General features: G+C 62.1%; 14 protein-coding genes. 7 read left to right on the forward strand and 7 right to left on the reverse strand.

Going from position 1 to position 26,012, the window contains the following annotated elements:
* Positions 1 to 68 precede the first annotated feature (68 nt).
* Genes ACYZT6_RS17905 through ACYZT6_RS17915 form a run of 3 tightly spaced genes read left to right on the forward strand, consistent with a single transcriptional unit; the run spans position 69 to position 2,626 of the window.
* Positions 69 to 827 (forward strand): metal ABC transporter ATP-binding protein, encoded by a 759-nt coding sequence (locus tag ACYZT6_RS17905; RefSeq protein WP_462029973.1) that lies wholly within the window; start codon positions 69 to 71, stop codon positions 825 to 827.
* Positions 827 to 1,726, forward strand: coding sequence for a metal ABC transporter permease (locus tag ACYZT6_RS17910; protein WP_003226663.1), 900 nt, complete (start codon positions 827 to 829; stop codon positions 1,724 to 1,726). Before ACYZT6_RS17905 ends, ACYZT6_RS17910 begins: the two co-directional genes overlap by 1 nt.
* A complete protein-coding gene (locus ACYZT6_RS17915) occupies positions 1,727 to 2,626 on the forward strand; it encodes a metal ABC transporter substrate-binding protein (protein ID WP_462028037.1) in 900 nt (299 codons plus the stop codon). It begins immediately after the preceding gene.
* Between the two features lie 172 nt (positions 2,627 to 2,798).
* Here the strand turns inward: ACYZT6_RS17915 and ACYZT6_RS17920 are convergent, their stop codons facing one another.
* The 5 genes from ACYZT6_RS17920 to ACYZT6_RS17940 form a co-directional block, all read right to left on the reverse strand.
* Entirely contained in the window at positions 2,799 to 3,026 is a 228-nt protein-coding gene (locus ACYZT6_RS17920) for an MbtH family protein (protein WP_010461182.1), read from the reverse strand.
* Positions 3,027 to 3,107: 81 nt separating this feature from the next.
* Entirely contained in the window at positions 3,108 to 4,520 is a 1,413-nt protein-coding gene (locus tag ACYZT6_RS17925) for a diaminobutyrate--2-oxoglutarate transaminase (RefSeq protein ID WP_462028038.1), read from the reverse strand.
* Between the two features lie 77 nt (positions 4,521 to 4,597).
* Complete coding sequence (locus ACYZT6_RS17930) at positions 4,598 to 5,083, reverse strand: GNAT family N-acetyltransferase (protein ID WP_462028039.1); 486 nt, start codon at positions 5,081 to 5,083, stop codon at positions 4,598 to 4,600.
* A 296-nt stretch (positions 5,084 to 5,379) separates the two neighbouring features.
* Complete coding sequence (locus tag ACYZT6_RS17935; RefSeq protein ID WP_462028040.1) at positions 5,380 to 6,705, reverse strand: ATP-binding protein; 1,326 nt, start codon at positions 6,703 to 6,705, stop codon at positions 5,380 to 5,382.
* A complete protein-coding gene (locus tag ACYZT6_RS17940; RefSeq protein WP_462028041.1) occupies positions 6,702 to 7,385 on the reverse strand; it encodes a response regulator in 684 nt (227 codons plus the stop codon). The genes ACYZT6_RS17935 and ACYZT6_RS17940 overlap by 4 nt, the downstream gene beginning before the upstream one ends.
* A gap of 153 nt (positions 7,386 to 7,538) precedes the next feature.
* On the opposite strand from ACYZT6_RS17940, the gene dsbD reads away from it, so the two are divergent.
* From dsbD to dsbG, 3 genes are read left to right on the forward strand one after another with little or no spacing between them, the layout of a single operon-like run.
* On the forward strand, positions 7,539 to 9,272 hold the full coding sequence (gene dsbD / locus ACYZT6_RS17945; RefSeq protein ID WP_462028042.1) for a protein-disulfide reductase DsbD: 1,734 nt from the start codon (positions 7,539 to 7,541) through the stop codon (positions 9,270 to 9,272).
* Positions 9,272 to 10,138, forward strand: coding sequence for a TlpA family protein disulfide reductase (locus tag ACYZT6_RS17950; RefSeq protein ID WP_462028043.1), 867 nt, complete (start codon positions 9,272 to 9,274; stop codon positions 10,136 to 10,138). The genes dsbD and ACYZT6_RS17950 overlap by 1 nt, the downstream gene beginning before the upstream one ends.
* The gene (gene dsbG, locus ACYZT6_RS17955) at positions 10,114 to 10,884 is read left to right on the forward strand and encodes a thiol:disulfide interchange protein DsbG (RefSeq protein WP_462028044.1); all 771 of its coding nucleotides are present in this window, start codon (positions 10,114 to 10,116) and stop codon (positions 10,882 to 10,884) included. The genes ACYZT6_RS17950 and dsbG overlap by 25 nt, the downstream gene beginning before the upstream one ends.
* Before the next feature lie 119 nt (positions 10,885 to 11,003).
* On the opposite strand, the gene ACYZT6_RS17960 is transcribed toward dsbG, so the two are convergent.
* Both ACYZT6_RS17960 and ACYZT6_RS17965 read right to left on the reverse strand, forming a co-directional pair.
* Entirely contained in the window at positions 11,004 to 11,816 is an 813-nt protein-coding gene (locus tag ACYZT6_RS17960; RefSeq protein WP_462028045.1) for an alpha/beta fold hydrolase, read from the reverse strand.
* Between the two features lie 220 nt (positions 11,817 to 12,036).
* Positions 12,037 to 25,020, reverse strand: coding sequence for a non-ribosomal peptide synthetase (locus ACYZT6_RS17965; protein WP_462028046.1), 12,984 nt, complete (start codon positions 25,018 to 25,020; stop codon positions 12,037 to 12,039).
* A gap of 377 nt (positions 25,021 to 25,397) precedes the next feature.
* Between ACYZT6_RS17965 and ACYZT6_RS17970 the strand changes: the two genes are divergently transcribed.
* Positions 25,398 to 25,946, forward strand: coding sequence for an RNA polymerase factor sigma-70 (locus ACYZT6_RS17970; protein ID WP_010461205.1), 549 nt, complete (start codon positions 25,398 to 25,400; stop codon positions 25,944 to 25,946).
* The last annotated feature ends 66 nt before the right edge of the window (positions 25,947 to 26,012 follow it).

The raw sequence follows: 26,012 nt of genomic DNA on the forward strand, positions 1-26,012 counted from the left end.
AAGAAACACTCAGCGAAACCCCTGTAGGAGCGAGCCTGCTCGCGAAGAGGGAGTGTCAGTCGACATCGATGTTGACTGACCCAGCGCTATCGCGAGCAGGCTCACTCCTACAGGGTTCGGGGCCGACGCTGGATTTTGCGCAGGTCAGCTTGACGCTGGGGCGCACTATGATCCTCGACAACGTGACGTTCCAGGTTCAGCCCGGCAGTGTGCATGCGCTGGTCGGCCCCAACGGTGGTGGCAAGAGCTCGCTGATCAAGACGCTGCTCGGACAGATGCCGCATCAGGGCCGTTTGAGCCTGCAATGGCCCGGCACACCCGGGACCATCGGCTACGTGCCTCAGGCGCTGGAGTTCGATCGCGGCCTGCCGATGACCGTCGACGATTTCATGGCCGCGATGTGTCAGCGCCGTCCCGCGTTCCTCGGTTTGAGCAAGCACTACGCCGCCGCGATTGGCGAATCCCTGGAACGGGTCGGCATGCAGGACAAGCGCAAGCGCCGCATGGGCGCGTTATCCGGCGGTGAGCGTCAGCGTGTGTTGCTCGCTCAGGGGCTGATCCCGGCACCGCAGTTGCTGGTGCTCGACGAACCGATGTCGGCCCTCGATGAAGCCGGTATCCAGGTGTTCGAACGGCTGCTCGGCGACTGGCGCCAGAGCGGCATCACCGTGTTGTGGATCGAGCATGATCTGGAGGCGGTCGGACGTCTGGCGGACCACGTCACCGGGCTCAATCGCCGAGTGCTGTTCGATGCCACGCCCAAGGAAGCATTGACGCCGGAGCGCTTGCTGACCCTGTTCTCGACCCATCCCCGGAGCGCTGCCTGATGAGTTATGAAGCCTTTCGTTTGATGGTCCAGGGCTGGGCGTCTTCGGGTTACCTGCCCGAAGCGTTGGCCTACGGATTTGTGGTCAACGCGCTGCTTGCCGGTTTGCTGATCGGCCCGGTGCTGGGCGGTCTGGGCACGCTGGTAGTGGTCAAGCGCTTCGCGTTTTTCTCCGAAGCGGTGGGGCACGCGGCCTTGACCGGCGTGGCCATCGGCATCCTGCTCGGCGAACCGTACACCGGGCCTTACGGCAGCCTGTTCGGTTACTGCCTGCTGTTCGGCATCCTGCTTAACTACCTGCGCAACCGCACGGGATTGGCGCCGGATACGTTGATCGGCGTGTTTCTCTCGGTGTCGCTGGCGCTGGGCGCGAGCCTGCTGCTGATCCTGGCGGGCAAGATCAACGTGCACATCCTCGAAAACGTGCTGTTCGGTTCGGTGCTGACGGTCAACGGTAATGACCTGCTGGTGCTGGCCATCGTCGGCTCGCTGGTCATGGCGCTGGCCTTGCCACTGTACAACCGCATCATGCTGGCCAGTTTCAACCCGCAACTGGCGGCGGTACGCGGTGTGGCGGTGAAGACCCTGGATTATCTGTTTGTGATTCTGGTGACCCTGATCACCGTGGCCGCGGTGAAAGTCATCGGCGCGATTCTGGTCGGTGCGCTGCTGGTGATTCCAGCCGCAGCAGCACGCTTGCTCAGCCAATCGCTGAAGGGCTTCTTCTGGTGTTCGGTGCTGATCGCCACGGTCAGCACGCTGTGCGGGATCCTCGCGCCGATCGTCTTCGACCTGCCAATTCCGTCCGGTGCCGCAATCATTCTGGTCGCCGGTATCGCTTTTGCTCTGGCCGCGATTGCGCGTGGCGTTGTCCCAAGTCTGAAAGGGAATCTCGGATAAATGACTTTTTCTCTGCGTCAATTGACCCTGGCCGTGGCCCTGTGTGGCCTGGTCACTACCAGCTTTGCGGCGGACACAAAACCACTGCGCGTGCTGGCGTCCTTGCCCATCACTTACGGGCTGGGCGAAGTTCTGCTCAAGGGCACCGACGTCAGCCTTGAGCGAGCTGCGCCGGCGAACCTGCCGGGCAGCCGTCAGACTGCGTACTTCACCGGCCGTGGCGCTCCGGCGCTGGCCAAACTGGCAACCGACGCCGATGCGGTGATCGGTCTGCGTTCGCTGTGGGCGGATGATCCGCTGTACCCGATTTCCCGGCGCAGCAACATCCGTATCATCGAAGTCGATGCCGCCCGCCCGGTGGACGGCGCCCTGCCCGGCATCGCCGTGCAGCCGGGCAACAAGGTCGACGGGTTGAACAGTCAGCCGTGGTTTTCCAGCAACAACATGGGGCGGATGGCGGATGTGATGGCGGCAGATCTGGTGCGCCTGGCGCCAGAGGCGAAGCCTGCGATCGAGGCTAACCTGGCGGCGTTGAAGCAGCGGTTGCTCAAGCTCAGCGCGGACAGCGAAGCACGCCTGGCCAGTGCCGACAACCTTAGTGTGATGAGCCTGAGCGATCACTTCGTCTACCTGATCGGCGGGCTGAATCTGGAGCTGGTTGGCCTCGATGCGCGGCCGGATGCCGAGTGGACACCGGAAGCGCTGAAGCAATTGGGCGCGACGCTGAAGGACAATGATGTGGCGGTGGTGTTGCATCATCGACAGCCGTCGGATGCGGTGAAAGCGATGATTGCCGAGGCTGGCAGCCGGTTGGTGGTGTTGAGTGTGGACGCGGCGGATCCGGTGGCGGAGCTGGAAGGGAATGTGGATTTGCTGATCAAGGGGTTGAGTGGCGCGTAACCTCAGTTACACCGCGTCATCGTTCTTCGCGGGCAAGCCTCGCTCCTACAGGTTCGGTGATCTGTAGGAGCGAGGCTTGCCCGCGAAGGCGGCCTGACAGGCAACACAAATCCCGGACCAAAAAAAGCCCGCTGACTGTTAACAGTCCAGCGGGCTTTTTTTACGCCGTGACTTAATTCGCCACTGCCGCCTGCTCGTCCATCTTCTGACGCAAGCTCAACGGGCGCATATCGGTCCAGGTTTCTTCGATGTAGGCCAGGCATTCCTTTTTCAGACCGCTCTTGCCCACGGTGCGCCAGCCCGCAGGCACGGCTTTGTAGTCGGGCCAGATCGAGTATTGCTCTTCGTGGTTGACCACGACCTGAAAGAGGATGTCCTCGCGGTCGAATACTGACGTCATGGTGTTTCTCCATCGCTGTAGGGTGGGCTGCACTGCGTGCGCAGCCGGTATGTAGAAGGAACGTTCTGCAGTTCGAAAAATTTAGAGGCTGGCAGTGGCAGCGGCCATGGCCCGGCCGAAAATCTCGGCCACCCGATCGATTTCCGCGGCGGTAATCACCAGCGGCGGTAGGAAGCGCACCACGCCGCCATGACGGCCGCCCAGCTCAAGAATCAGCCCACGCTTGAGGCATTCACGCTGCACCAGCGGCGCCAGGCGACCGAAGATCGGTGGATGACCCAATGCATCGGGCGCGCCCGTCGGATCGACCAGCTCAACGCCAAGCATCAAGCCGCGACCACGAATATCGCCCAGTTGCGGGAAGTCCCGCTGCAGGATGCGCAGGTGTTCGCTCAAGCGTTCGCCCATGTCGGCGGCGTGCTCGCAGACTTTGTGTTCGGTCAGGTAACGCATCACCGCAGAACCTGCGGCCATGGCCATCTGATTACCGCGGAAGGTCCCGGCATGGGCGCCCGGCAGCCAGGTGTCGAGCCAGTCGCGATAGACCACCACCGCCAGCGGCAGGCTGCCGCCGATAGCTTTGGACATCACCACCACGTCCGGAATGATCCCGGCGTGCTCGAACGCGAACATCTTGCCAGTGCGGGCGAAACCGCTCTGGATTTCATCGACGATCAGCGCCACGCCGGCCTTTTCGGTGATGCGTCGCAGGCCGCGCAACCAATCGAGATCGGCCGGGATCACTCCGCCCTCACCTTGCACTGCCTCGACAATCACTGCCGCCGGCAATTGCACGCCGGCCTCCGGATCATTCAACAGGTTTTCCAGGTAGCTGAGGTTGACCTTCACCCCTTGCGCGCCGCCGAGCCCGAACGGGCAGCGGTAATCGTAGGGATACGGCATGAACTGCACGCCGTTGCTGAGCAAGGCACCCAACGGCTTTTTCGGCCCCAGGCTGCCCATCAGGCTCAACGCGCCTTGGCTCATGCCGTGATAACCGCCCTGGAACGACAGCACAGTGCTGCGTCCGGTGGCGGTGCGCACCAGTTTCAGCGCGGCTTCCACCGCGTCGGTGCCGGTCGGGCCGCAGAACTGGATCTTCGCTTCCGCAGCCAAGGCCGCTGGCAGCAGACCGAACAGGTCCTGGACGAACTGATCCTTGACCGGCGTGGTCAGGTCGAGAGTGTGCAGCGGCAGTTCATCGGTCAGCACTTGCTGGATCGCTTCGATCACCACCGGATGGTTATGCCCCAGGGCCAATGTCCCGGCGCCGGCCAGGCAGTCGATGAAACGGCGGCCTTCGACGTCTTCGACATAAATACCCTTGGCGCGCTTGAGCGCCAGGGGAATGCGCCGCGGGTAGCTGCGGGCATTCGACTCCTGCTGGTTTTGACGGGCCAGCAACGGCGATTCGTTGAACTGATACAGCGTCTCGGCCGGCGCCGGAGTGATCCGGGCCGACTGATCTTCCATAAGGCTGGTAGCGACTGACATCTCTCGACCCCTCAATAAGGTTTTCCTGTTCTGGAAACGCTTCAGGGCGCCGAGGATTTAGACCCTCGATCAGCTTTCTATGAAGGCGGTGTCAGTGCTTTGTGCATGGGGATGGCGTGGAGCCCGGCCACGGAGAATATTTCGGCGCAGGGCCGGTAACCCAAATGACGGTAAAAGGCCTCGCTGGTGCGGGTGCTGTTGAGTCGAGCCTGAGCCAGCCCCAAGCCTTTCAACCAGCCTTCGAGGTCGCGAACCAGCGCCTCTCCGGCACCGCGACGAAACCATTCCGGCTGCACGTAGCAGAACGCGACCTTGCCGCTGATTGCCGCCATCGCGACACCGACCGGTTTGTCCTGCAACAGGGCGATGTTCAGGTACAACCGTTGGTCGGTCAGCCAGGGTTGCACGTGTTCGATGGTTTTGTTGTGGGTCCAGGTGGCAACGGTTCGCGGGTCGTTGCGATGGTCGAGCGCGCAGCCCACACGAATGGAACGCTCGACGATCCGGCTGATGATACCGGCGTCGGCGGGGGTTGCCTTGCAGATGTGAATCGATGCATCCATGGCGCTGTTACCTCAATCCATTGAGAAAAAGCTGCCGGGGACGATAGCGCCATGGCGAGTGGGTGGCTAATGGAGAGACGTTACATTTGGTGTGCCTGCAGAATTCCCCCCTCACCCCAACCCTCCCGAAACGTCGGACCGCCCCAAAGGGGCGAGGGAGCTGACCGAGGTGTTAATTCGAGCTACATCGACCTGCAATATCGAATCGAACTCAGGATTTGAAAAGCCCAGAGAACGACTCCCTTTCCCCTCTCCCCCGTGGGGAGAGGGCTGGGGTGAGGGGTGGATTTTGAAGTTCACACCGGCTGCAAAGGCATCGTCAACTCAACCCGCAACCCATCCGGGCGGCTGTCGAAATGCAGGGTGCAGCCGCAGCGCTGAACAATCGCCTGGACAATCGCCAGGCCCAATCCACAGCCAGTGCTCTGGCCGTGGCGCCAGAAGCGTTGGGTCAGGTGTTGCAGGTCGTCTTCGGCAATGCCCGGGCCGTGGTCGCGGACCAGAAAGCGCGCACGACTGCCGGTGGTTTCCAGGCTCAGTTCCACCGCCCCATCGCCCGGGGTATGGCGCAGGGCGTTGTCCAGCAGATTGCGCAATGCGGCGATCGACAGCACCGCGGGCATCTGCACCGGTGCATCGGAGAATTTCGCCGGCATTTGCAACTTGATCCGCCGCCGATCACCGCTGGCAGCATCCTGAATCGCCAGTTTCGCCACTTGCTCTGCGCTGCATTGCACGCCGTCATCGAACGACAGACTGCCCTCAACCCGCGCCAGCAGCAGCAATTGCTCCAGCGTGCGGTGCATGCGGTCGGCACCTTCTTCGGCCCGGGCCAGGGACTGATCCCGGGCCGCACCCTCGGTCATGCGCGCCACTTGCAGGTGAGTTTTGATCGCCGTCAGCGGGCTGCGCAATTCGTGGGCCGCGTCGCCGGTCAGGCGGCGTTCGCGCTCGATGGTTTTGCCGATGCGCTGGAACAGCTGATTCTGGGTGTCCAGCAACGGTTGAAGTTCGCTGGGCAGCGGCTGAATTTGCAAGGGTTCAAGAGAGTCGGCACTGCGGCGCATCAAGGCATCGCGCATCCGGTTCAGCGGCGCCAGCCCCTGGCCGATCCCCAGCCACAACAGGCACAGGCAACCGAGCAGCGCCACGCCCACAGGCACCGAGGCGGCCAGCAGGATCGACATGTTCAGCGCCTCGCGTTCGATTTGCCGATCGGCGGTGGTGATACGCAAATCACCGCGAGCCAGGGTGAAGCTGCGCCAGGGTGCACCGTCGATCATCTGATCGTGAAAGCCCATTTTCTCGGCTTCCAGGGTTTGTTGCGGGTCGGTGTGGCTGCGGGCGAGGATTTCGCCGCGCAACGAGCTGACCTGGCAGGCCATGCCACCAGGAATATTAAGCTGTTCAGCGCTGAAATGGGTGCCCTCGCCCTTGCTTGGCAACGCCGGCAATTGCTCCATCAGGCCGGCGACCATGCGCGCCGATGCCACCAGCCGCTGGTCGAGGGAAAACATCATTTGGTTGCGCAGGTCGCTGAGCATCCAGGCCGCCGCCAGGGCCCAGATCAGCGCAAAAGCGGCGCCGAGCGTCAGGCTCAGGCGCAAACGCAGGCTCATCACTTTTTCAATTCCTCTCCACCATCGGCCGGCCCCAGGCGATAACCCAGGCCGCGCACGGTCTCGACAATGCCATTGCCGAGTTTGCGCCGCAGGTGATGGATATGCACGTTGAGGGCGTTGCTTTCCAGTTCGTCATTGAAACCGTAGACGCTGTCCTTCAGTTGCTCGGTGGACAGCACCCGGCCACGGTTATGCAACAAGGCCTGCAACAGCGACTGTTCACGCCGCGAAAGGTCGACTGACTGACCGCTGAGCATGGTTTCGCGGCTGCTCGGGTCGTAGGTCAGACGGCCGTGTTCGATCAGATTGACGCTACGCCCCGCCACTCGTCGCAACAAAGTGTGCAGACGCGCGGCGAGTTCACGCAGGTCGAACGGCTTGAGCAGGTAATCGTCGGCGCCGGCCTGCAAGCCGTCAACGCGGTCGGTGACCGAGTCCCGCGCCGTGAGGATCAGCACCGGAATCTCCAGACCACTGGAACGCAACTGCTGCAACAGCTTCAGGCCATCCTCATCCGGAAGGCCAAGGTCGAGCACCATGACGTCGAACTCAGCCACCTTGAGCATCGCCCGGGCAGCCGACGCGGTAGCGACGTGCTCCACCGTCAGACCCTGGGCCGTAAGGCCGGCGACTATGCCGCTGGCGATCAGCTCATCGTCTTCGCAGACAAGTACATGCATGGTGAGCCCCGTAGAAAAAAGGTGATTAAGCCGTTGGCCGATTAAGCGGACATTATGCCGCAAGCGCCATGGCCACAAGGGCGTCGCGGTTAATCATCGGTTAATCGCCGCCTCCCATTGTGCACCTCACTTGCACAGGGATAAGGCTTACCCATGCGTCGACTGTTTTTGTTTTTTGTTCTCTTGATCTCGGGTGTGGCCCAGGCAGGGATCAATCCGTTCAATACCAAACCTGAATTCCTGCCGGTGGAAAAAGCCTTTGTCTTTACCTCCGAGCGCCTTGAATCGGGTGAAACACAGCTTTATTGGCAGATTACCAATGGTTATTACCTTTATCAGAAACGCCTGAAATTCGAAGGTTTGCCCCCGGAGCAGCATCCGGTATTGCCTGAAGGCGAATCGCACAGTGATGAGTTCTTCGGCGAACAGCAGATTTATCGCCAAGGCCTGGAGCTGAAGATTCCGGCGGGCGCCACCGGTCAGATCAAAATCGGCTTCCAGGGCTGTGCCGATGCCGGTCTGTGTTATCCGCCGCAAACCCAGGTCGTGGATCTGGGCGGCAGCGCCGCGATCGCCACCAACGAAGCACTGGACCAGGCCCTGGCCAGCGGCCTGCAACAACGGGCGCTGGGCTGGAGCTTGCTGGTGTTCTTTGGTCTGGGTCTGTTGCTGGCCTTCACCCCTTGCTCGTTGCCGATGCTGCCGATCCTGGCCGGGTTGATTGTTGGCAGTGGGGCCACGCCCAAACGCGGTTTCGCCTTGGCCACCAGCTACGTGGTGAGCATGGCGCTGGTGTATGCGGCAATGGGCGTGCTGGCTGCGCTGCTCGGTGCCAACCTTCAGGCACTGTTGCAGAACCCGTGGTTGCTGGGCAGCTTCGCGGCGATGTTTGTCCTGCTGGCGTTACCGATGTTCGGTTTCTTCGAGCTGCAACTGCCGGTGGCGGTGCGTGATCGGCTGGAAAATGTGTCGCGCAATCAACGCGGCGGCAGCCTGATCGGCGCCGGCGTGCTGGGGGCCTTGTCGGGGTTGCTGGTCGGCCCGTGCATGACCGCGCCATTGGCTGGCGCGCTGCTGTACATCGCGCAAAGCGGAAATGCGCTGCATGGCGGGCTGATTCTGTTCGCCATGGGCGTCGGCATTGGTGTGCCGCTGTTGCTGCTGGTGACCGTGGGCAATCGCTTCCTGCCCAAACCCGGTGCCTGGATGAACCTGCTTAAAGGCGTGTTCGGATTCCTGTTCCTTGCCACCGCCCTGCTGATGCTGCGCCCAGTGCTGGATCAATCCCTGTGGATCGGTTTGTGCGGCGCCTTGCTGCTGATTGCCGCCTACAGTGCCTGGAAACAATCGGAAGGTTTCGGCCGCGTTGCCCATCTGTTCGGCGCCAGTTCGCTGTTGCTCGGGATTTGGGGCGGTCTGCTGATGATCGGCGCCGCCGGTGGCGGTGATGATTTGCTCAAACCGTTGCAGGTCTACAGCGCCTCCGCTTCTGGCAATACCGCTCGCCCGACCGGCCATGAGGCGTTCACCACCATCAATGACCCCGCCACGTTGCAACGGGAACTGGACGCCGCTCAGGCCCAGGGCCAATGGGTGCTGCTGGACTACTACGCCGACTGGTGTGTGTCGTGCAAGGTCATGGAAAAACAGGTCTTCGGCAAAGCCAATGTGATGGAAGCGCTGAGCGATGTGCGCTTGCTACGGCTGGACGTGACCGCCGACAATGCTGCCAGCCGCGAACTGCTCGGCCGTTATAAAGTGCCGGGGCCACCGAGTTTTCTGTGGATCGGCGCAGACGGCCAGGAGCGCCGCAGCCAGCGCATCACCGGCGAGGTCGATGCCGACACCTTCCTGCAACGCTGGACCACCACCCGAGACGCCCGTTAATGCTGACTTTTACCCTCGGCACCTTTGCCATCGCGCTTAACCATTTGCTGCTGATCAGTGCCCTGGCGCTGGCGACGTTTGTCGGCTGGCGGGTGGCCAAGCGCGGTGGCGAAAACCCCGAGTCGGCGCTGTTCAGCCTGTTTTTGCTCGGCATGCTGGCGGCGCGGGTTGGTTTCGTGGTCGCCTACTGGGCGCACTATCACAACGATCCGTGGCAGATCATCGACCTGCGCGATGGCGGTTTCCTCGTCTGGCCCGGGGTGATTGTGCTGCTGCTCACCGCGTTGTATCGCGGTTGGCGTCGACCGGGTTTGCGCCGCCCGCTGGGCTTCGGCGTGGCCAGCGGCCTGGCGTTCTGGCTGTTGGCGACCTTCTCCCTGAGTATTTACGAACAAGGCACGCGCCTGCCGGAAATCACCCTGCGCAATGCCGCCGGCGAAACCGTGCAACTGGCGGACTACAAGGGCGGGCCGTTGGTGATCAATCTCTGGGCCACTTGGTGCCCGCCGTGCCGCCGGGAAATGCCGGTGCTGGAAAACGCCCAGCAACAGCGCCCGGACCTGACCTTCCTGTTCGTCAATCAGGCGGAAAGCATGCAAAGCGTCAGCACCTTCCTCGAAACCCAGGGCCTGAGCCTGACCAACGTGCTGTTCGACGGCAGTGGTCGATTGGGTCAGGCCGTGGGTTCCATGGCATTGCCGACTACGCTGTTCTATAGCCCCGACGGTCGATTGCTGGGCAGCCACTTGGGCGAACTCTCGGACGCCAGCCTGGCCCGCGCCCTGGAAAACTTCGACACACCTTCTCCTGCCGTACCGGCCACCTCTTCAAGGAAACTGCCATGCCCCGCCTCCGCCACCTGCTGACCCTGACCCTGGGTGCAGCGTTGCTGCACTTGCCGTCGGTGCAGGCCGCCGAAGAATTGCCTGAGGCGATCAAGAAGATCGAAGCCAAGGGCGCCAAGATCGTCGGTCAGTTCGACGCACCTGACGGTCTGCGCGGTTACGCCGCGCAATACCAGAGCCGCGGCATGGCGTTGTACCTGACCCCTGACGGCAAGCACGTGTTGCTCGGTAATTTGTACGACGCCGAGGGCAATGACCTGAGCAGCGCGCCATTGCAGAAACTGGTTTATGCACCGATGGCCAAGGAAGTCTGGGGCAAGATGGAGGCCAGCAACTGGATCGGTGACGGCAACAAGGATGCGCCGCGCGTCGTCTATCTGTTCAGCGATCCGAATTGCCCTTACTGCAACATGTTCTGGGAACAGGCGCGGCCATGGGTCAAGGCGGGCAAGGTGCAACTGCGGCACATCATGGTCGGGATCATTCGCGAAGACAGCCCGGGCAAATCCGCCGCGCTGCTGGCCGCCAAGGACCCGAGCAAGGCGCTGGAAACTCACGAAAAGTCAGGCAAGAGCAGCTCGCTGAAAGCCTTGAAAGACGTGCCGCCGGCGATTCAGGCAAAACTGGCGGCGAACATGCAGCTGATGGAAGACCTGGAACTGCAGGCCACCCCGGCGATTTTCTACATGGACGACAAGGGCGAGCTGCAACAACAGCAAGGCGCGCCTTCGCCGGACAAGTTGGTGAAGATTCTCGGGGCCAAGTGACCTCATCGGCCCCTTCGCGGGCAAGCCTCGCTCCTACGGGATCGTGTCGTTCGCGATTTCTGTGATCGACACAATCCCGTAGGAGCGAGGCTTGCCCGCGAAGGCGTCCGAAAGATCGACTAATTTCTTTCAGCCAGAAACTTCAACAACGTCTCGGTCACAAACTGCGGATTCTCCAGATTGGAGATATGCCCCGCCTCCGGCACCAGCACAGATGGGCAACCGATCAACTCAGCCATTTCCTTCGTTTCCGACGGTGGCCGCGGTTTGTCCTGATCGCCGCACATCAGCAACGTGGTTTCAGGATTCAGTTCGCCCAGACGTGGCAACAGATCATCCCGACCAAACGTGATCCGCCCCATCGGCACAATGCTTTCACGCAGACGTTCGGACGGCAAAACAGCCAGTTTGGCGCGGAAATCCTGATACAGCGCTGACTGCGGATCGATCCCCGGACGGAAGAAAATCGGCACCACAATGTCGAGCAGCTGCGGCGCGATCATGCCGGTGTCTTCGATCTGCTTGAGCAGTGAGAAATAGTATTGGCGAGTCGGTTCCGGCTCGACACCGACGTAGGTGTCCATCAGCACCAGACCGTTGATCCGCTGTGCCGCGGACAGCGCCAGTCGAACACCCCACATGCCACCGACCGACAGACCGACCAGCGTGACACGATCAATGTCCAGATGATCGAGCAGCGCGAGGGCCTGACGGGCGATGTCATCCAGCGATTGCGTGCCTTCGGGAAGTTTCCCGGATTCACCGTGGCCCCACAGGTCCAGGGCAATGACCCGGTGGTGTTGCGACAACGCAGCAATCTGCGGGGCCCACATGGCCTGGTCCCACAGGTAGCTGCCGGCCAGCAGCACAGCCGGGCCGGTGCCTTGATCGATGTAGTGAAGGGCTTGTCCGTCAATCGTTACGAAGGGCATTGACTGTCTCCTTTGTGAAGGGAATTCACCAAAAAAAGCAGAGGCAGCCTGAGCCGGTCCGAAGCGGCAGTCAACGCGCAAATTCGCGCAAATTTCAATGACGCCTTCGCGGGCAAGCCTCGCTCCTACAGGATTTGTGACGATCACAAAAATTGCGAATGACACAAATCCTGTAGGAGCGAGGCTTGCCCGCGAAGAAGGCCTAACAGACACTAGAGAATTACAGTCCTTCCAGTTCCGCCATCAGGTCATTCAGGCGATCCACCTTCTCCTCGGTGATATCACTCGCCGCCAACCCGTCAATGTACTCGGCCAACTCCGCCACCGTGCTGCACTCAAACATCGCCCGCAACGGCACATGACGTTGCAGGGCCTTTTGCACTCGCGAAGCAATCTGCGTCGCCAGCAACGAATGACCGCCCAGCTCGAAGAAGTTGTCGCGAACGCCCACCTGTTCGACCTTCAGCACTTCAGCCCAGATATCCGCCAGCGTCTGCTCCAGCTCAGTGCGCGGCGCCTGGTAATCCTGGCTCTGCAACTGCCCGATCTCCAGCGTCGGCAGTGCCTTGCGATCGAGTTTGCCGTTGGCATTGAGCGGCATCCGCTCCAGCCACAACCAGTGCAGCGGCACCATGTACTCCGGCAGTTCGGCGCGCAGGCGTTGCTTGATGCGCTCCAGGCGTTCGGTCGGGTTCAGCGCTGAGTCAGCCGCCACCAGGTAGCCGACCAGGTGCTTGCCGTTCGCGCCTTCCTGCACGCCGACCGCCGCTTCGCGGACTTCCGCTTGCTCATGCAGGCGCGCTTCGATTTCACCCAGTTCGATGCGGTAACCGCGGATCTTCACTTGATGGTCGATACGCCCGACGTATTCCAGCACACCGTCACTGCGCCGACGGGCCAGGTCGCCGGTGCGATACAGACGATCCCCCGGCGCGCCGAACGGGTTCGGTACAAACACCTGCGCCGTGCGCAACGGATCGCTGACATAACCGCGTCCGACCCCGGTGCCGGCGACACACAACTCGCCCACCGCACCCAACGGCACCAGTTCCAGCGCACCATCGAGCAGGTACAAACGGTTGTTGTCGGTCGGCGTGCCGATCGGCAGATAACTGCCCCGGGTCGAGGCCATGTCAACGCGGAAGAACGCCACGTCGTCCGAGCATTCCGCCGGTCCATAAGCGTTCACCAGCCCGATCTCCGGGTAGCGCAACAGCCATTGATGGGCGAGTTCCGGCGGCATCGCTTCACCGGTCGGCAACATCCAGCGCAGGCCATCGAGGCTCATGCGTTCCTGGGCGAGCATGCCCTGAATCAGCGACGGCACGCTTTCCAGTACCGTGATGCCCTGGGCCGACACGTGCGCCAGCAACCCTTGCGGATCATGGGCGATGGTGTTCGGCACGATGTCCACCCGCGCCCCGAACAGCGGCGCGGCGAGGAACTGCCAGACCGAAATGTCGAAGCTTTGCGAAGCGGTCTGGGCGATCACGTCGACATCGCTCAAATTCAGGTACGGCACTTTACTCAACTGGTTGTTGAGCATGCCGCGCTGCTCGACCATCACGCCTTTCGGTAAACCGGTGGAACCCGAGGTGTAGATCACATAGGCGAGGTTGTCCGGGCCGCTGTAAATACCCGGATTCGCCACCGATGCATCGCTCGCCTGCACTTCCTCCCAGACCAGCAACTTCGGCCGATTGGCGCAACTGAATTCCTCCAGCAACGCGACTGCCTGTTCACGGCAGGCCTCAGTGCAGACCAGCAACGGTGTGCGACTCAGGTCGATGATCCGGCTCAGACGCTGACTCGGCAGCCCCGGATCCAGCGGCAGATAACCCGCGCCGGCCTTGAAGCAGCCGATGATCATGCCGAGCAGATCAAGGTTACGTTCAGCCAGCAACGCCACCGGTTGATCCAGCCCGACCCCGGCCGCGATCAACGCATGACCGAGACGGTTGCTGCGCAGGTTCAGCTCGACATAGCTGTGTTGCTGATCCAGGCAACTCGCGGCAATCCGCTGCGGATGTTCAGCGACCTGCGCTTCGAACAACGCAACATAGCTCTGCTCCAGCGGGTAATGGTGCTCGCTTTGGTTGCAGCCATGGATCAGGAAATCCTGTTCCTCGGTGCCCAGCAGCGGCAGCTCGACCATGTCGCCATGGAAACCGTCGACCAGCGCCAGCAGCAAACGCTTGAACTCACCGAGCATGCGTTCGACGGTCGATTCATCGAAATAACGCTGGTCGTAAGACAGATGCAGGCCCAGGTCATCGCCCGGATAGCAGACCGCCGTCAGCGGGAAGTTAGTGTGGGTGCGGCCCGAATCCGACGTGGCATTGAGGCTCTGCGCACGGTCCAGCACGGAGACTTCCACCGGGGCGTTTTCGAACACAAACAGGCTGTCGAACAGTGGCTGGCCCTTGGGCAGTTCGCTGTTTTCCTGAATGCTCACCAGCGGCAGGTATTCGTACTCGCGCAGTTGCATGTTGCTGTCGAGCAAACCGCTGAGCCACTGGCGCACGCTGCAACGTTGATCGTCTTCGGGCATCTTCACCCGCAGCGCAATGCTGTTGATGAACAGCCCGACGGTGCGTTGCATCTCCGGCATTTCCACCGGACGCCCGGCCACCGTGACGCCAAACAGCACGTCGCGATCACCGCTCAAACGTCGCAACACCAAGGCCCACGCCGCTTGGGCGAAGGTGTTGATGGTCAGCTGATGCGCCTGCGCCAATTCGCGCAGTTGCGCACCGTCACGGGCATCGAGACGGGTGTAGCGGTCACCGACAATCATGCCGCCGCTTTCACCGGCATGTTCCCGCAGGAACGGCCGGTCGCTCGGGATCGGCGTGGTCCTCTCGAAACCTTGCAGGTTGGTTTTCCACCACTGGCGCGCCTCGGCCAGGCTCTGGCGTTGCAGCCAGCCGATGTAGTCGCGATAACGCGGCGGCACCGCCAGTTGCGCTTCGCGACCTTCGCCGAGGGCGGTGTAGATCTCGAAGAAATCGTTCATCAACAGCGAGCGGCACCAGGCATCGATGAGGATGTGGTGATTGCTCATCATGAACCAGTAACGCGCCGCGCCGACCTTGATCAGGCGCAGGTGGAACGGTGCCTGATTGAGCAGATCGAACCCGGCCTCGCGCTCACTTTTAAGCAGCGCTTGCAGTTTTCGCTCCTGCTCGGCTTCGGCAATCGCAGTCCAGTCGAGGACTTCAATCGGTGTGCTGCCGGGTTTGTGGATCACTTGCAGCATGTCTTCGCCGACGTTCCAGCAGAACGACGCGCGCAGGGCTTCGTGGCGGGCGATCACCGCTTGCCAGGCCTGGGCGAAACGCTGCGGATCGAGTTCGCTGTTGATGCGGTAGCGGTCCTGCATGTAGTAGAGACCGGTACCCGGTTCCAGCAAAGTGTGCAGCAACATGCCTTCCTGCATCGGGGTCAGCGGGTAGACGTCTTCGATGACCGCGGGCGGAATCGGCAGCGCATCGAGCTGTGGCTGAGTCAGTTTGGCCAGCGGGAAGTCGGACGGCGTCAGGCCGCCGGCATCGTCCTGCAAGCAATGCGCGATCAGGCTTTGCAGTTCGCTCAAGTAAGCATTTGCCAGGTCGGTGATGGCTTGTGGATCGTGACGTTCGGCGCTGAAGGTCCAGCGCAGCACCAGTTCACCGCCATAGACCTGGCTGTCTACGCTCAGCTCATTGGGCAGCGGCGCGTGCGGATCGTGGGCCGCGCCGACGGGTTCGTCCAGCGGACGGAACAAGGCGTCCACGCCGAAGCTCTGGTCGAACTGACCGAGGTAGTTGAAGGTGATCGGCGCCACGGGCAACGCAGCCAGAGTCTGGCGGCTCAGATCATCGGCCAGATAACGCAGCACGCCATAACCCAGACCTTTGTGCGGCACGGCGCGCAGTTGTTCCTTGATCGCCTTGATCGACGCGCCCTGCTCCGTCGTTGGGACCAAACGCAGCGGATAAGCGCTGGTGAACCAGCCGACAGTGCGGGTCAGGTCGATCTCGTCGAACAGGGTTTCGCGGCCATGGCCTTCGAGTTGAATCAGCGCCGATTCCTGTCCGCTCCAGTTGCACAGCACCCGGGCCAACGCGGTGAGCAGCAGGTCGTTGACCTGAGTGCGATAGGCACTCGGGGCCTGTTGCAGCAATTGGCGGGTACGCTCGGCATCCAACCGCACGCTGACGGTTTGTGCATGCCGATTCTGCTGATCACCTTGCGGACGATCACACGGCAACTCAACGCTTGGTCCGGCCAGTTGCGACTTCCACCAGCTCAGTTCTTCACGCAGGGATTCGCTGCTGGCATACGCCTGCAAGCGGGCCGACCAATCCTTGAACGCACTGGTTTTCGCCGGCAGTTTGACCAACTGTTGCGCGTCGAGCTGACGGTAGACCGTTTGCAGATCGTCCAGCAAAACACGCCACGAAACGCCGTCCACCACCAAGTGGTGAATGGCAATGAACAACCGTTGTTGGCCTTCAGGACCATCGACCAGCAGCACGCGCATCAGCGGTCCGTGTTCGAGGTCAAGGCTGCGCTGGGCATCGGCGAACAGCGCGGTGCATTTATCCATGGACGAGACGCGCACTTGCCACAGCACCGGCACGTCGGACATCGCTTGATGCTCGGCGCGCCATTGCGCGTCGGTTTGGGTGAAGCGCAGACGCAACGCATCGTGCTGTTCGATCACCGCCAACAGCGCTTGCTCCAGGCGATGGGGTTCCAGCCTCAAGGTCGGTTCCAGCAGCAACGCCTGGTTCCAGTGCTGACGTTCAGGGATATCGGTGTCGAAGAACCAGTGCTGGATCGGCGTCAAACGTGATTCGCCGATGAGCAAACCCTGCTCGGCGGTGACCTGCTCGGTGCGGGTCGCCACGGCGGCGAGGGTCTGCACGGTCTGGTGCTGGAACAGGTCACGCGGACTGAAATGAATGCCTTGCTGCCGCGCACGGCTGACCACCTGGATCGACAGAATCGAATCGCCGCCCAGTTCGAAGAAGTTGTCGTTGAGGCCCACTTGCTCGACGTTCAGCACTTCGCACCAGATACCGGCCAAGGTCAGTTCCAGCTCGTTGCTCGGCGCCACGTAGTACTGACGGTTGAGTTCCGGGTCCGGTGCCGGCAATGCGCGGCGGTCGAGTTTGCCGTTGGCGGTCAGCGGCATGCTGGCCAGCAGGATCAGGTGCGTCGGCACCATGTAATCCGGCAACTGCGATTTGAGGTGAGTCTTCAACGCTTCGCGCAGTGCCGCTTGTCGTGTTTCGTCCTGCTCGGCGACGTCGGTCACCAGATAGCCGACCAGTTGTTTGCCGCTCGGAGCGTCGAGAGCCAGCACCACGGCTTCGCGGATCGACTGATGCTCCAGCAGTCGGGTTTCGATCTCGCCCAACTCGATGCGGAAACCACGAATCTTCACTTGATGGTCGATGCGTCCGAGGTATTCCACCAAGCCATCGGCACGCTGGCGCACCAGGTCGCCGGTGCGGTACAGACGCCCGCCATCAGCGGCGAACGGATCCGCCACAAACCGCTCGGCGGTCATGCCCGGACGCTCGTGATATCCCTGTGCCAGACCGGCACCGCCGACGTACAACTCGCCGGTCGCGCCTTGCGGCACCAGGGCCAGGTCCGCGTCGAGGATGTACGCGACTCGCGCGCCGATCACGCTGCCGATCGGCACGCTGCCCAAGCCTTCTGCAAGCTGTTCCGGCGCGAGACTGGCCAATGGCATGACCACGGTTTCGGTCGGGCCATAGGCGTTGAAGAACAGGCTCGGTTTGAACGCCGCGCGAATTCGCGCCAGGTGTTCGCCAGTCAGGGCTTCGCCACCGGTGATGCACATGCGCACCGGCAAGGTTTCGTCCTGAGTCGCCAGCCACTGTGCCAACTGGCTGCCGTAACTGGGGGTGAAGCCGAGGATGTTGATGTGATGGCGACGGATCAGGCCACAGATTTCTTCCGCGTCCCACTGGCCCTGGGCGCGCAGAACAACCTGAGCGCCACTCAACAGCGGCACCAGCAAACGCTCGGTCGCGGCGTCGAAGTTGATCGAATAGAAATGCAGTTCGCAATCGTCCGGGCGCATGCCGAAACGCTCGATCACGGCGCGGCAATGCATGGCGATTTCACCGTGGGACACCACCACACCTTTCGGCTTGCCGGTCGAGCCCGAGGTGTAAATCAGGTACGCCTGATGTTGCGGCAGGCTGATAAACGGCAGCTCGGTGGCCGGGTAACTGGCCAACTCGGCGGCGTCCTCTTCGAGGCACCAGCGCGCGACGGTTGCCGGCAACTCACCGAGTGCGTCGAACATCGCCGCATCGCTGAGCAGCAGACCGATGCCGCTGTCTTCGATCATGTAATGCAGGCGATCGAGCGGGTATTCCGGGTCCAGCGGCACATAAGCGCCGCCAGCCTTGAGGATCGCCAGCAGGCCGATGACCATTTCCAGCGAACGCTCCAGCGCCAGGCCGACGCGAACCTGCGGGCCAACGCCGCGTTCGCGGAGCATCCAGGCCAGGCGATTGGCGCGGCTGTCGAGTTCGGCGTAGCTCAGGGTTTCACCCGCAAACGTCAGCGCCGGAGCATCCTTGCGGACCAGTGCCTGCTCGCTGAACAGGTGATGAATGCACTGGTCGAGGCGATGTTCGCCCGGCTCGACACCAAGGCTGTCCAGCAGCTTTTGCTGTTCCGTGGCTTCCAGCAACGGCAGTTCGCTGAGGCGCTGTTGCGGATTGGTCAGCAGCGCTTCCAGCAGATTGCGCCAGTGCCCGGCCATACGCGCAATGCGCGGTTCATCGAACAAATCGGTGCTGTAGGTCAGGCAGCAACCCAGTCGATGATCGAGGTCGGTGACTTCCAGGTTGAAGTCGAACTTGGTCGCGCGGGCATCGTTGACCAGGTACTCGACGGTCATGCCGGCCAGGGTGCGGCTCTGCTGGAACTCCCAGCGCTGCACGTTGCACATCACCTGGAACAGCGGGTTGTAAGCGGCACTGCGCGGTGGTTGCAACGCCTCAACCAGGTGATCGAACGGCAAATCCTGATGGGACTGACCTTCGATCACCGTGTGGCGTACCTGGTCGAACAACTCACCCACGGACATCTGCCCGTCGAGCTGGCAACGCAACACCTGGGTGTTGAGGAACGCACCGATCAGCCCTTCGCTTTCCGGGCGAATCCGGTTGGCCACCGGCGCGCCGATGCGCAGGTCGGTCTGGCCGCTATAGCGGTAAAGCAGCACGGCCAGCGCGGCGGTCATGGTCATGAACAGGGTCAGACCGTTTTGCGCGTTGAAGGCGCGGACCCGTGCGGCGAGGTCATCGCTCAGGTCGAAACGGAACAGTTCGCCCTGATGGCTTTGCACCGGAGGACGCGGACGGTCGGCGGGCAATTCCAGCAGCGGATGTTCGCGGCCCAGTTGCGCGGTCCAGTAGTCGAGCTGGCGTTGACGCTCGCCAGACTCCAGCCACTGGCGCTGCCAGACGCTGTAATCCAGGTACTGCACCGGCAGCGGTGCCAACGGCGATTCGCGGTCATCGACGAACGCTTCGTAAAGCGCGCTCAGTTCGCGGGCGAAGATGTCCATCGCCCAGCCTTCGGTGACGATGTGGTGCAGGGTCAGCACCAGGTAGTGTTCGTGCGCGGCGGTCTTGACCAGGCAGGCGCGCAGCAGCGGACCGGTTTCCAGATCGAACGGTTTATGCGCCTCGTCGTCCGCCAGTTGCTGTACGCGTTGCTCGCGGCTGTCGGCGTCCAGCGCCGAGAAATCCTTCCAGTCCATACGCATGCCGGTTTGCGCCTGCACCCGTTGCCGGGCCACACCGTCGATGCTCGGGAACGTGGTGCGCAGGGTTTCGTGACGCAGGATCAGCGCTTGCAACGCCGCTTCGAAACGTCCGACGTCGAGTACACCGCGCAAGCGCGCCATACCACCGACGTTGTAGGCCGGACTGTCCGGCTCCATCTGCCAGAGGAACCACATGCGCTGCTGGGAATAGGAAAGCGGCACCGGTTGGCTGCGGTCGACTTTCTCGATTGGCGGTTGCTGGTTGGTTTTGCCGCTGGCCTGGAGCTGTTGCACCTGTTCGGCGAAGGCGCCCAGTTCGCTGTTTTCGAACAGCGCTCGCAGCGGTAATTCGACGTCGCAGGCCTGACGGGTACGGGAAATGATTTGCGTGGCCAGCAACGAATGACCGCCGAGGGCGAAGAAATCGTCGCGCAGGCCGATCTGTGCAAGGCCCAGCACTTCGCGCCAGATGCCGGCGATTTGCTGCTCCAGTGCAGTGACCGGTTCGACGTGTTCGCGCACTTGCCACTGAGGTTCGGGTAAGGCGCGACGGTCGAGTTTGCCGCTCGGGCTCAGGGGCATTTCGTCCAGACGCATCAGCTGCGCCGGGACCATGTATTCCGGTAGCTCGGCGGCCAGCGCGGTTTTCAGGCGCGCGGTTTGCGTGTCTTCGGTTTCGGTTGAGTCGGTGGCGGTGTAGTAACCGATCAACTGCCCACCGGCCGCGGTTTCGCGCACCAGCACCACGGCTTGGGCGATGCCGTCCTGGGCCAGCAGACGCGCTTCGATTTCTTCCGGCTCAACGCGGAAGCCACGCAGTTTGACCTGCTGATCGAGACGGCCGAGGTATTCGATCACGCCATCCGCCGTCCAGCGCGCGCGGTCGCCGGTGCGGTACAGACGCGCCCCCTGCTCGCCCAGTGGATCGACCACGAAGCGTTCGGCGGTCAGAGATGGACGACCAAGGTAACCCCGAGCCAGGCCAATACCGCTGATGCACAGTTCACCCGGCACACCGGCCGGCACCGGGTTGAGGTCGCTGTCGAGTACGCGGCAGACCACGTTGCCCAACGGACGGCCAATCGGTGAGCGCTCGCCATCGGCGCTGGTGCAGTGCCAATGGGTGACGTTGATCGCGGTTTCGGTCGGGCCGTAGCGGTTGTGCAGTTGCACGGCCGGCAGCTGTTCCAGCACGCGGTTGCGCAGTTCGGCGGGCAAGGCTTCGCCACCGGAGAAGACCCGGCGCAGGCTGGTGCATTCGGCCGTCAGCGGCTCATCAATGAACAACGAAAGCAGGGGCGGTACGAAGTGCAGCGTGGTCACGCCGTATTGCTGAACCAGCTGCGCGATGCGATGCGGATCGCGGTGCTCGCCGGGGCCGGCAATCAGCAAGCGTGCGCCGGTAATCAGCGGCCAGAAGCACTCCCACACCGATACGTCGAAACTGATCGGGGCTTTTTGCATCAGCACGTCGGTGTCATTCAAACCGTAGGTGTTCTGCATCCATTGCAGCCGCTCGGCGAGGGCTGCGTGGGTGTTGCCGACGCCCTTCGGTTGGCCGGTGGAGCCCGAGGTGTAAATCACGTAGGCCAGGTTGTCGCCGTGCAGGTGCAGGCCGGGCACCTGACTTGGCCAGTTCTCCAGATGCAGCGCATCCATGGCGATCACGCTGACGCCGTCGGTTACCGGCAGACGATCCAGCAATTGGGTTTGGGTCAGCAGCAGCTCCACACCGCTGTCGCTGAGCATGTAGGCCAGGCGCTCGGCCGGGTAATCCGGGTCCAGCGGCACGTAGGCGCCCCCGGCCTTGATGATCGCCAGCAGGCCGATCAGCAACTGCGGCGAACGCTCCGCGGCGATGGCCACGCAGACGTCCGGGCCGACGCCTTTGTCGCGCAGGTAATGGGCCAGGCGGTTGGCCTGGGTGTGCAGTTCAGCAAAATCGAGGCTGCCACCGTCCCACATCAGCGCGGTGCGTTCCGGGGTCAGGCGCGCTTGTTCGTTGAGCAGCTCCGGCAGCCATTGGCTGGCCGGCGTGCACGGTGCGCCGCTCCAGGAAGCTTGTTGGTCGTGCTCGCTTGCGGTCAGCAGTGACAGGTCGCCGATGGCGGTGGACGGCTGTTCGCAAATGGCTCGCAGCAGGTTGCTGAAGTGCTCGGCAAGACGCTCGATGGTCGTCGCGTCGAACCGTTCACTGGCGTAGTCGAAGGACAGGCTCAGGCGACCTTTCTGGTCTTCCTCGCTGTGCAGTTGCAGGTCGAACTTGGCTTCGCGGCTGTGCCACGGCAGTTCTTCGGCGAGCAATCCAGGCAGCCGGCGCAGTGCGCTCAAATCCCGTTGCTGGTGGTTGAACATCACCTGGAACAGGCCTTGCTCGCGAGCCTGCGGGAACGCTTCCAGCAGTTGCTCGAACGGCAGATCCTGATGCGCTTGCGCACCCAATGCGGCCTGACGGGTTTGCGCCAACAGCTCAACGAATGGCAGACGCGAATCCACCTCGGCGCGCAGCACTTGGGTGTTGATGAAGAAGCCGATCAGCCCTTGGGTTTCCAGGCGCGGGCGGTTGGCATTCGGCACGCCGATGCGGATGTCGCGCTGGCCGCTGTAGCGGTGCAGCAGACTCTGAAACGCGGCGAGCAACAGCATGAACGGTGTCGATTCATGCGCCTGGGCGGTCTGGCGAATGGCGTCGCTCAAGGTCGCGTCCAGCTTTATGGAATGACGAGCAGCGCTGTGAATATGCTGGGCCGAGCGTGGATGATCGGTGGCCAGATTCAGGGTTGGATGTTCCTCACCCAGCTGCACTTTCCAGTACGCCAGTTGGCGCTCACCCTCCCCCTGCGCCAGCCATTGGCGCTGCCAGCTGCCGTAATCGGCATAGTGCGTGGGCAATGCCGGCAGTGTCGCTGTTTGTCCTTGAGAGGCGGCGGCATACAGGCGCGAGAACTCGTCGATCAGCACGTTCAGCGACCAGCCATCGGCGATGATGTGGTGCATCGTCACCAGCAATTGATGGTCCTCATCGTCGAGGCGCACCAGCGTCACCCACAACAGCGGGCCTTTCTCCAGATCGAACTGGGTACGCGCTTCGTCCTCACGAATTTGCAGCGCACGGGCTTCACGCTCGGCGACGGGCAGGTCGCTGATGTCGATCAATTGCAGGTTGAATTCGCCAGCCACATCGACCTGTTGCAGCGCCACACCGTCACGTTCGAAGAACCGCGTGCGCAGGGATTCATGACGCTCGATCAGCTGTTGGAAACTGGCGCGCAAGGCGTCTTCATCCAGCTCGCCGCGCAGGCGCAAGGCGCCAGGAATGTTGTAGGCGCTGCTCTGCGGATCGAGTTGCCAGGTGATCCAAAGACGGTTTTGCGCCAGGGATTGCGGCATCGGTTCGTTGCGCGACAGCGTGGTGATCGCGCCTTGGGCCAGGCCGCCATCCTGTTGCAACTGAGCGACAGCGGCTGTGAATGCACCAAGGGTCGGCGCTTCGAACAGCAGGCGCAGGTTCAGCTCCAGACCGAGTTCTTCACGCAGGCGCGCAACCACTTGCGTGGCGGCAATGGAGTTGCCACCGAGCAGGAAGAAGTGATCGTCAGCGTTGATCTGTTTGACCTGCAATTGCTCGCACCAGATCTGGGCGATCAGGGTTTGCAGTTCGGAACTTGATTGGGCTTTGGATTCGTCCTGAACGTGCGCCGACGGGAACACCGCGTAGCTGTCGAGGCTACCGTCCGCCAGACGATTGCAGCAGGCCGAACGTTGCAGTTTGCCGCTGGAGGTCTTGGGCAACGCGCCCGGGTTGAGCAACACCACCACGCTCGGCGCTTCCTGATACGCCTCGGCCACGGCTTGGCGAATGGCTTTGATCAGGGCGTCGGGTGGGAGGATTTTCTGCACACTGCGGCTGATTTCTGCGGCGATGCCGATACCTTCCTGACCGTCGACGTTGACGGCGAAAGCGGCCACGCGACCTTTGCGCACCACTTCCACTTCGCGCTCGACGGTCTGCTCGATGTCCTGCGGGTAAAGGTTGTGACCGCGCACGATCAGCATGTCTTTCAGGCGCCCGGTGATGAACAGTTCACCGTCACGCATGAAGCCCAGGTCGCCAGTGCGCAGCCAGGTCCGGTCGTTGTGCAGAACGAAGGTTTTGGCGCTGGCCTCGGGGTTGCGCCAGTAGCCATGGGCGATGCTCGGCCCGGCGGCCCAGACTTCGCCGACCGCGTTGTCGGCGAGTTCATTGAGCGCGACCGGGTCGACAATCAGCACTGCGTGATCCGGCTGACTGATGCCGCAACTCATGATCGCGCTGCCTTCACCTGCTTCTGCCCGGTTCTGTGCCAAAGCCTGATCGTCCACGCGCAGGTTGCCGATGCCTTGACCGCGCGGGGTTCCGGCGACGAACAAGGTGGCTTCGGCCAACCCGTAAGACGCCATAAAACTGTCCGTGGTGAACCCGCACGCCGCGAACTTCTCGCCGAAGCGATCGAGGGTGTCGAGACGAATCGGTTCGGAGCCGGAATACGCCACGCGCCAGCCGCTCAGGTCGAGGCGCTCCACGGCCGATTCGCTGACGCGCTCGCTGCACAGGCGATAGGCGAAATCCGGTCCGCCGCTGATGGTGCCGCCGTATTCGCTGATTGCTTCCAGCCAGCGCAACGGCCGACCAAGGAAATAGGCCGGCGACATCAACACGCACGGCACGCCGCTGAAAATCGGCTGCAACAGACCGCCGATCAAGCCCATGTCGTGGTACAGCGGCAGCCAGCTGACGATCACATCATCCGGATTCAGATCGATGCCGAAACCATGACGGATCAACAGTTCGTTGGCCACCAGGTTGCCGTGGCTGACTTGCACACCTTTGGGCAACGCAGTGGAACCGGAGGTGTATTGCAGGAACGCGATGTGGTCGTCGGCAAGGTTCGGCTCGATCCAGCTGTCAGCCAATGCACCTTCGAGGGTGTCGACGCAAAGCAACGGCGGCGCGCCTTCAATCTGCAGCAAGGCGTCGCGCAGGCCGGCGCTGGTCAGCAACAGGCGCGGCTCGGCATCCCTGATGATCGACAGCAGACGTTCCTGGTGATGACGCTTAGCCGACTCCGGCGGATAAGCCGGCACCGCGATCACACCGGCATACAGACAGCCAAAAAACGCCGCGACGTAATCCGGGCCACTCGGGAACAACAGCACGGCGCGATCGCCGAATTCAGCCTCGGCCTGCAACGCACCGGCAATGGTTCGCGCCCGCTGATCCAGCTCGCGATAACTGAGGACCACAGCCTGATCCGGGGTTTCGGCGAGAAACCGCAAGGCCACCCGATCCGGCGTCAGGGCCGCGCGGCGCTGAAGGGCTTGGACCAGATTGCTTGGGAGTTCGAACGCGTCGGTCATGAGGTTTCCTGCCTGAATTCGGCTTGCAAATGGAATCGGTTTTCTTTCGTCACGCCCACTGGAGGGCATGCAGGACGCGGTCTTCGCCGACTGCGCAAGGCATTGGGAATGCTGTTTTGGCCGGGATTTACCCGGCGCCTTTCACCAATGAGAACGGATGACGTCTTGAAATAATTAGTCGCCAGGCTTGATTGTCAACGGGTTTGGATGCCGCAAGCAGGTGCGGCAGCGTGTCGCAGTTCTCACTCTGCACCATCGCGATGCATTAATTCTCTTTCTCAATTGACAATCATTATCATTCAGCATAATTTGTCGCTCGATGTGTAGGCCGGCCCCCCTCGCCGGCCCACCAACCTATTGGCAGCAAGGTGATTTCCATGACGGAACAAGTATCCACAAGCAGGTGCGATTCACCGCTACTTCAGGCCTTTGTCGACAACCGTTTGATTCTGGTCAAAATTGCAGCACGGATTACCGGCTGCCGGTCGCGTGCTGAAGACGTGGTCCAGGATGCGTTTTTCCGGCTGCAATCGGCGCCGCAAATCACGTCGTCTTTCAAGGCGCAGCTCAGTTATCTGTTCCAGATCGTGCGCAACCTTGCGATTGATCACTATCGCAAACAGGCGCTGGAGCAAAAGTATTCCGGGCCCGAAGAGGAAGGTCTGAACGTGGTGATTCAGGGCGCTTCGCCGGAAACCTCGCACATCAATTTCTCGACCCTGGAAAACATTGCCGATGCGCTGACGGAGCTGCCCAGCCGCACCCGTTACGCCTTCGAGATGTACCGCCTGCACGGCGTGCCGCAAAAGGACATCGCCAAGGAACTCGGCGTCTCGCCGACCCTGGTGAACTTCATGATTCGCGATGCGCTGGTGCACTGCCGCAAGGTGTCTGGCAATCGTGTGGATACCTTTGCCCGCCGGTAAGATCTGAAATTTGCAGCGCTTCCATCGCGGGCAAGCCCGCTCCCACAGGTTCAGCGCTTACCCTGT

Source organism: Pseudomonas sp. RT6P73, from assembly GCF_054897715.1.

What these genes read in the sequence shown, in the direction of transcription:
- ACYZT6_RS17925 (WP_462028038.1), bottom strand. Translation starts at nt 4,520, where the DNA reads ATGTCAGTCGCTACCAGCCTTATGGAAGATCAGTCGGCCCGGATCACT.
- ACYZT6_RS17910 (WP_003226663.1), top strand. Translation starts at nt 827, where the DNA reads ATGAGTTATGAAGCCTTTCGTTTGATGGTCCAGGGCTGGGCGTCTTCG.
- ACYZT6_RS17920 (WP_010461182.1), bottom strand. Translation starts at nt 3,026, where the DNA reads ATGACGTCAGTATTCGACCGCGAGGACATCCTCTTTCAGGTCGTGGTC.
- ACYZT6_RS17915 (WP_462028037.1), top strand. Translation starts at nt 1,727, where the DNA reads ATGACTTTTTCTCTGCGTCAATTGACCCTGGCCGTGGCCCTGTGTGGC.
- dsbG (WP_462028044.1), top strand. Translation starts at nt 10,114, where the DNA reads ATGCCCCGCCTCCGCCACCTGCTGACCCTGACCCTGGGTGCAGCGTTG.
- ACYZT6_RS17940 (WP_462028041.1), bottom strand. Translation starts at nt 7,385, where the DNA reads ATGCATGTACTTGTCTGCGAAGACGATGAGCTGATCGCCAGCGGCATA.
- ACYZT6_RS17905 (WP_462029973.1), top strand. Translation starts at nt 69, where the DNA reads ATGTTGACTGACCCAGCGCTATCGCGAGCAGGCTCACTCCTACAGGGT.
- ACYZT6_RS17930 (WP_462028039.1), bottom strand. Translation starts at nt 5,083, where the DNA reads ATGGATGCATCGATTCACATCTGCAAGGCAACCCCCGCCGACGCCGGT.
- ACYZT6_RS17965 (WP_462028046.1), bottom strand. Translation starts at nt 25,020, where the DNA reads ATGACCGACGCGTTCGAACTCCCAAGCAATCTGGTCCAAGCCCTTCAG.
- ACYZT6_RS17970 (WP_010461205.1), top strand. Translation starts at nt 25,398, where the DNA reads ATGACGGAACAAGTATCCACAAGCAGGTGCGATTCACCGCTACTTCAG.
- ACYZT6_RS17950 (WP_462028043.1), top strand. Translation starts at nt 9,272, where the DNA reads ATGCTGACTTTTACCCTCGGCACCTTTGCCATCGCGCTTAACCATTTG.
- ACYZT6_RS17960 (WP_462028045.1), bottom strand. Translation starts at nt 11,816, where the DNA reads ATGCCCTTCGTAACGATTGACGGACAAGCCCTTCACTACATCGATCAA.
- dsbD (WP_462028042.1), top strand. Translation starts at nt 7,539, where the DNA reads ATGCGTCGACTGTTTTTGTTTTTTGTTCTCTTGATCTCGGGTGTGGCC.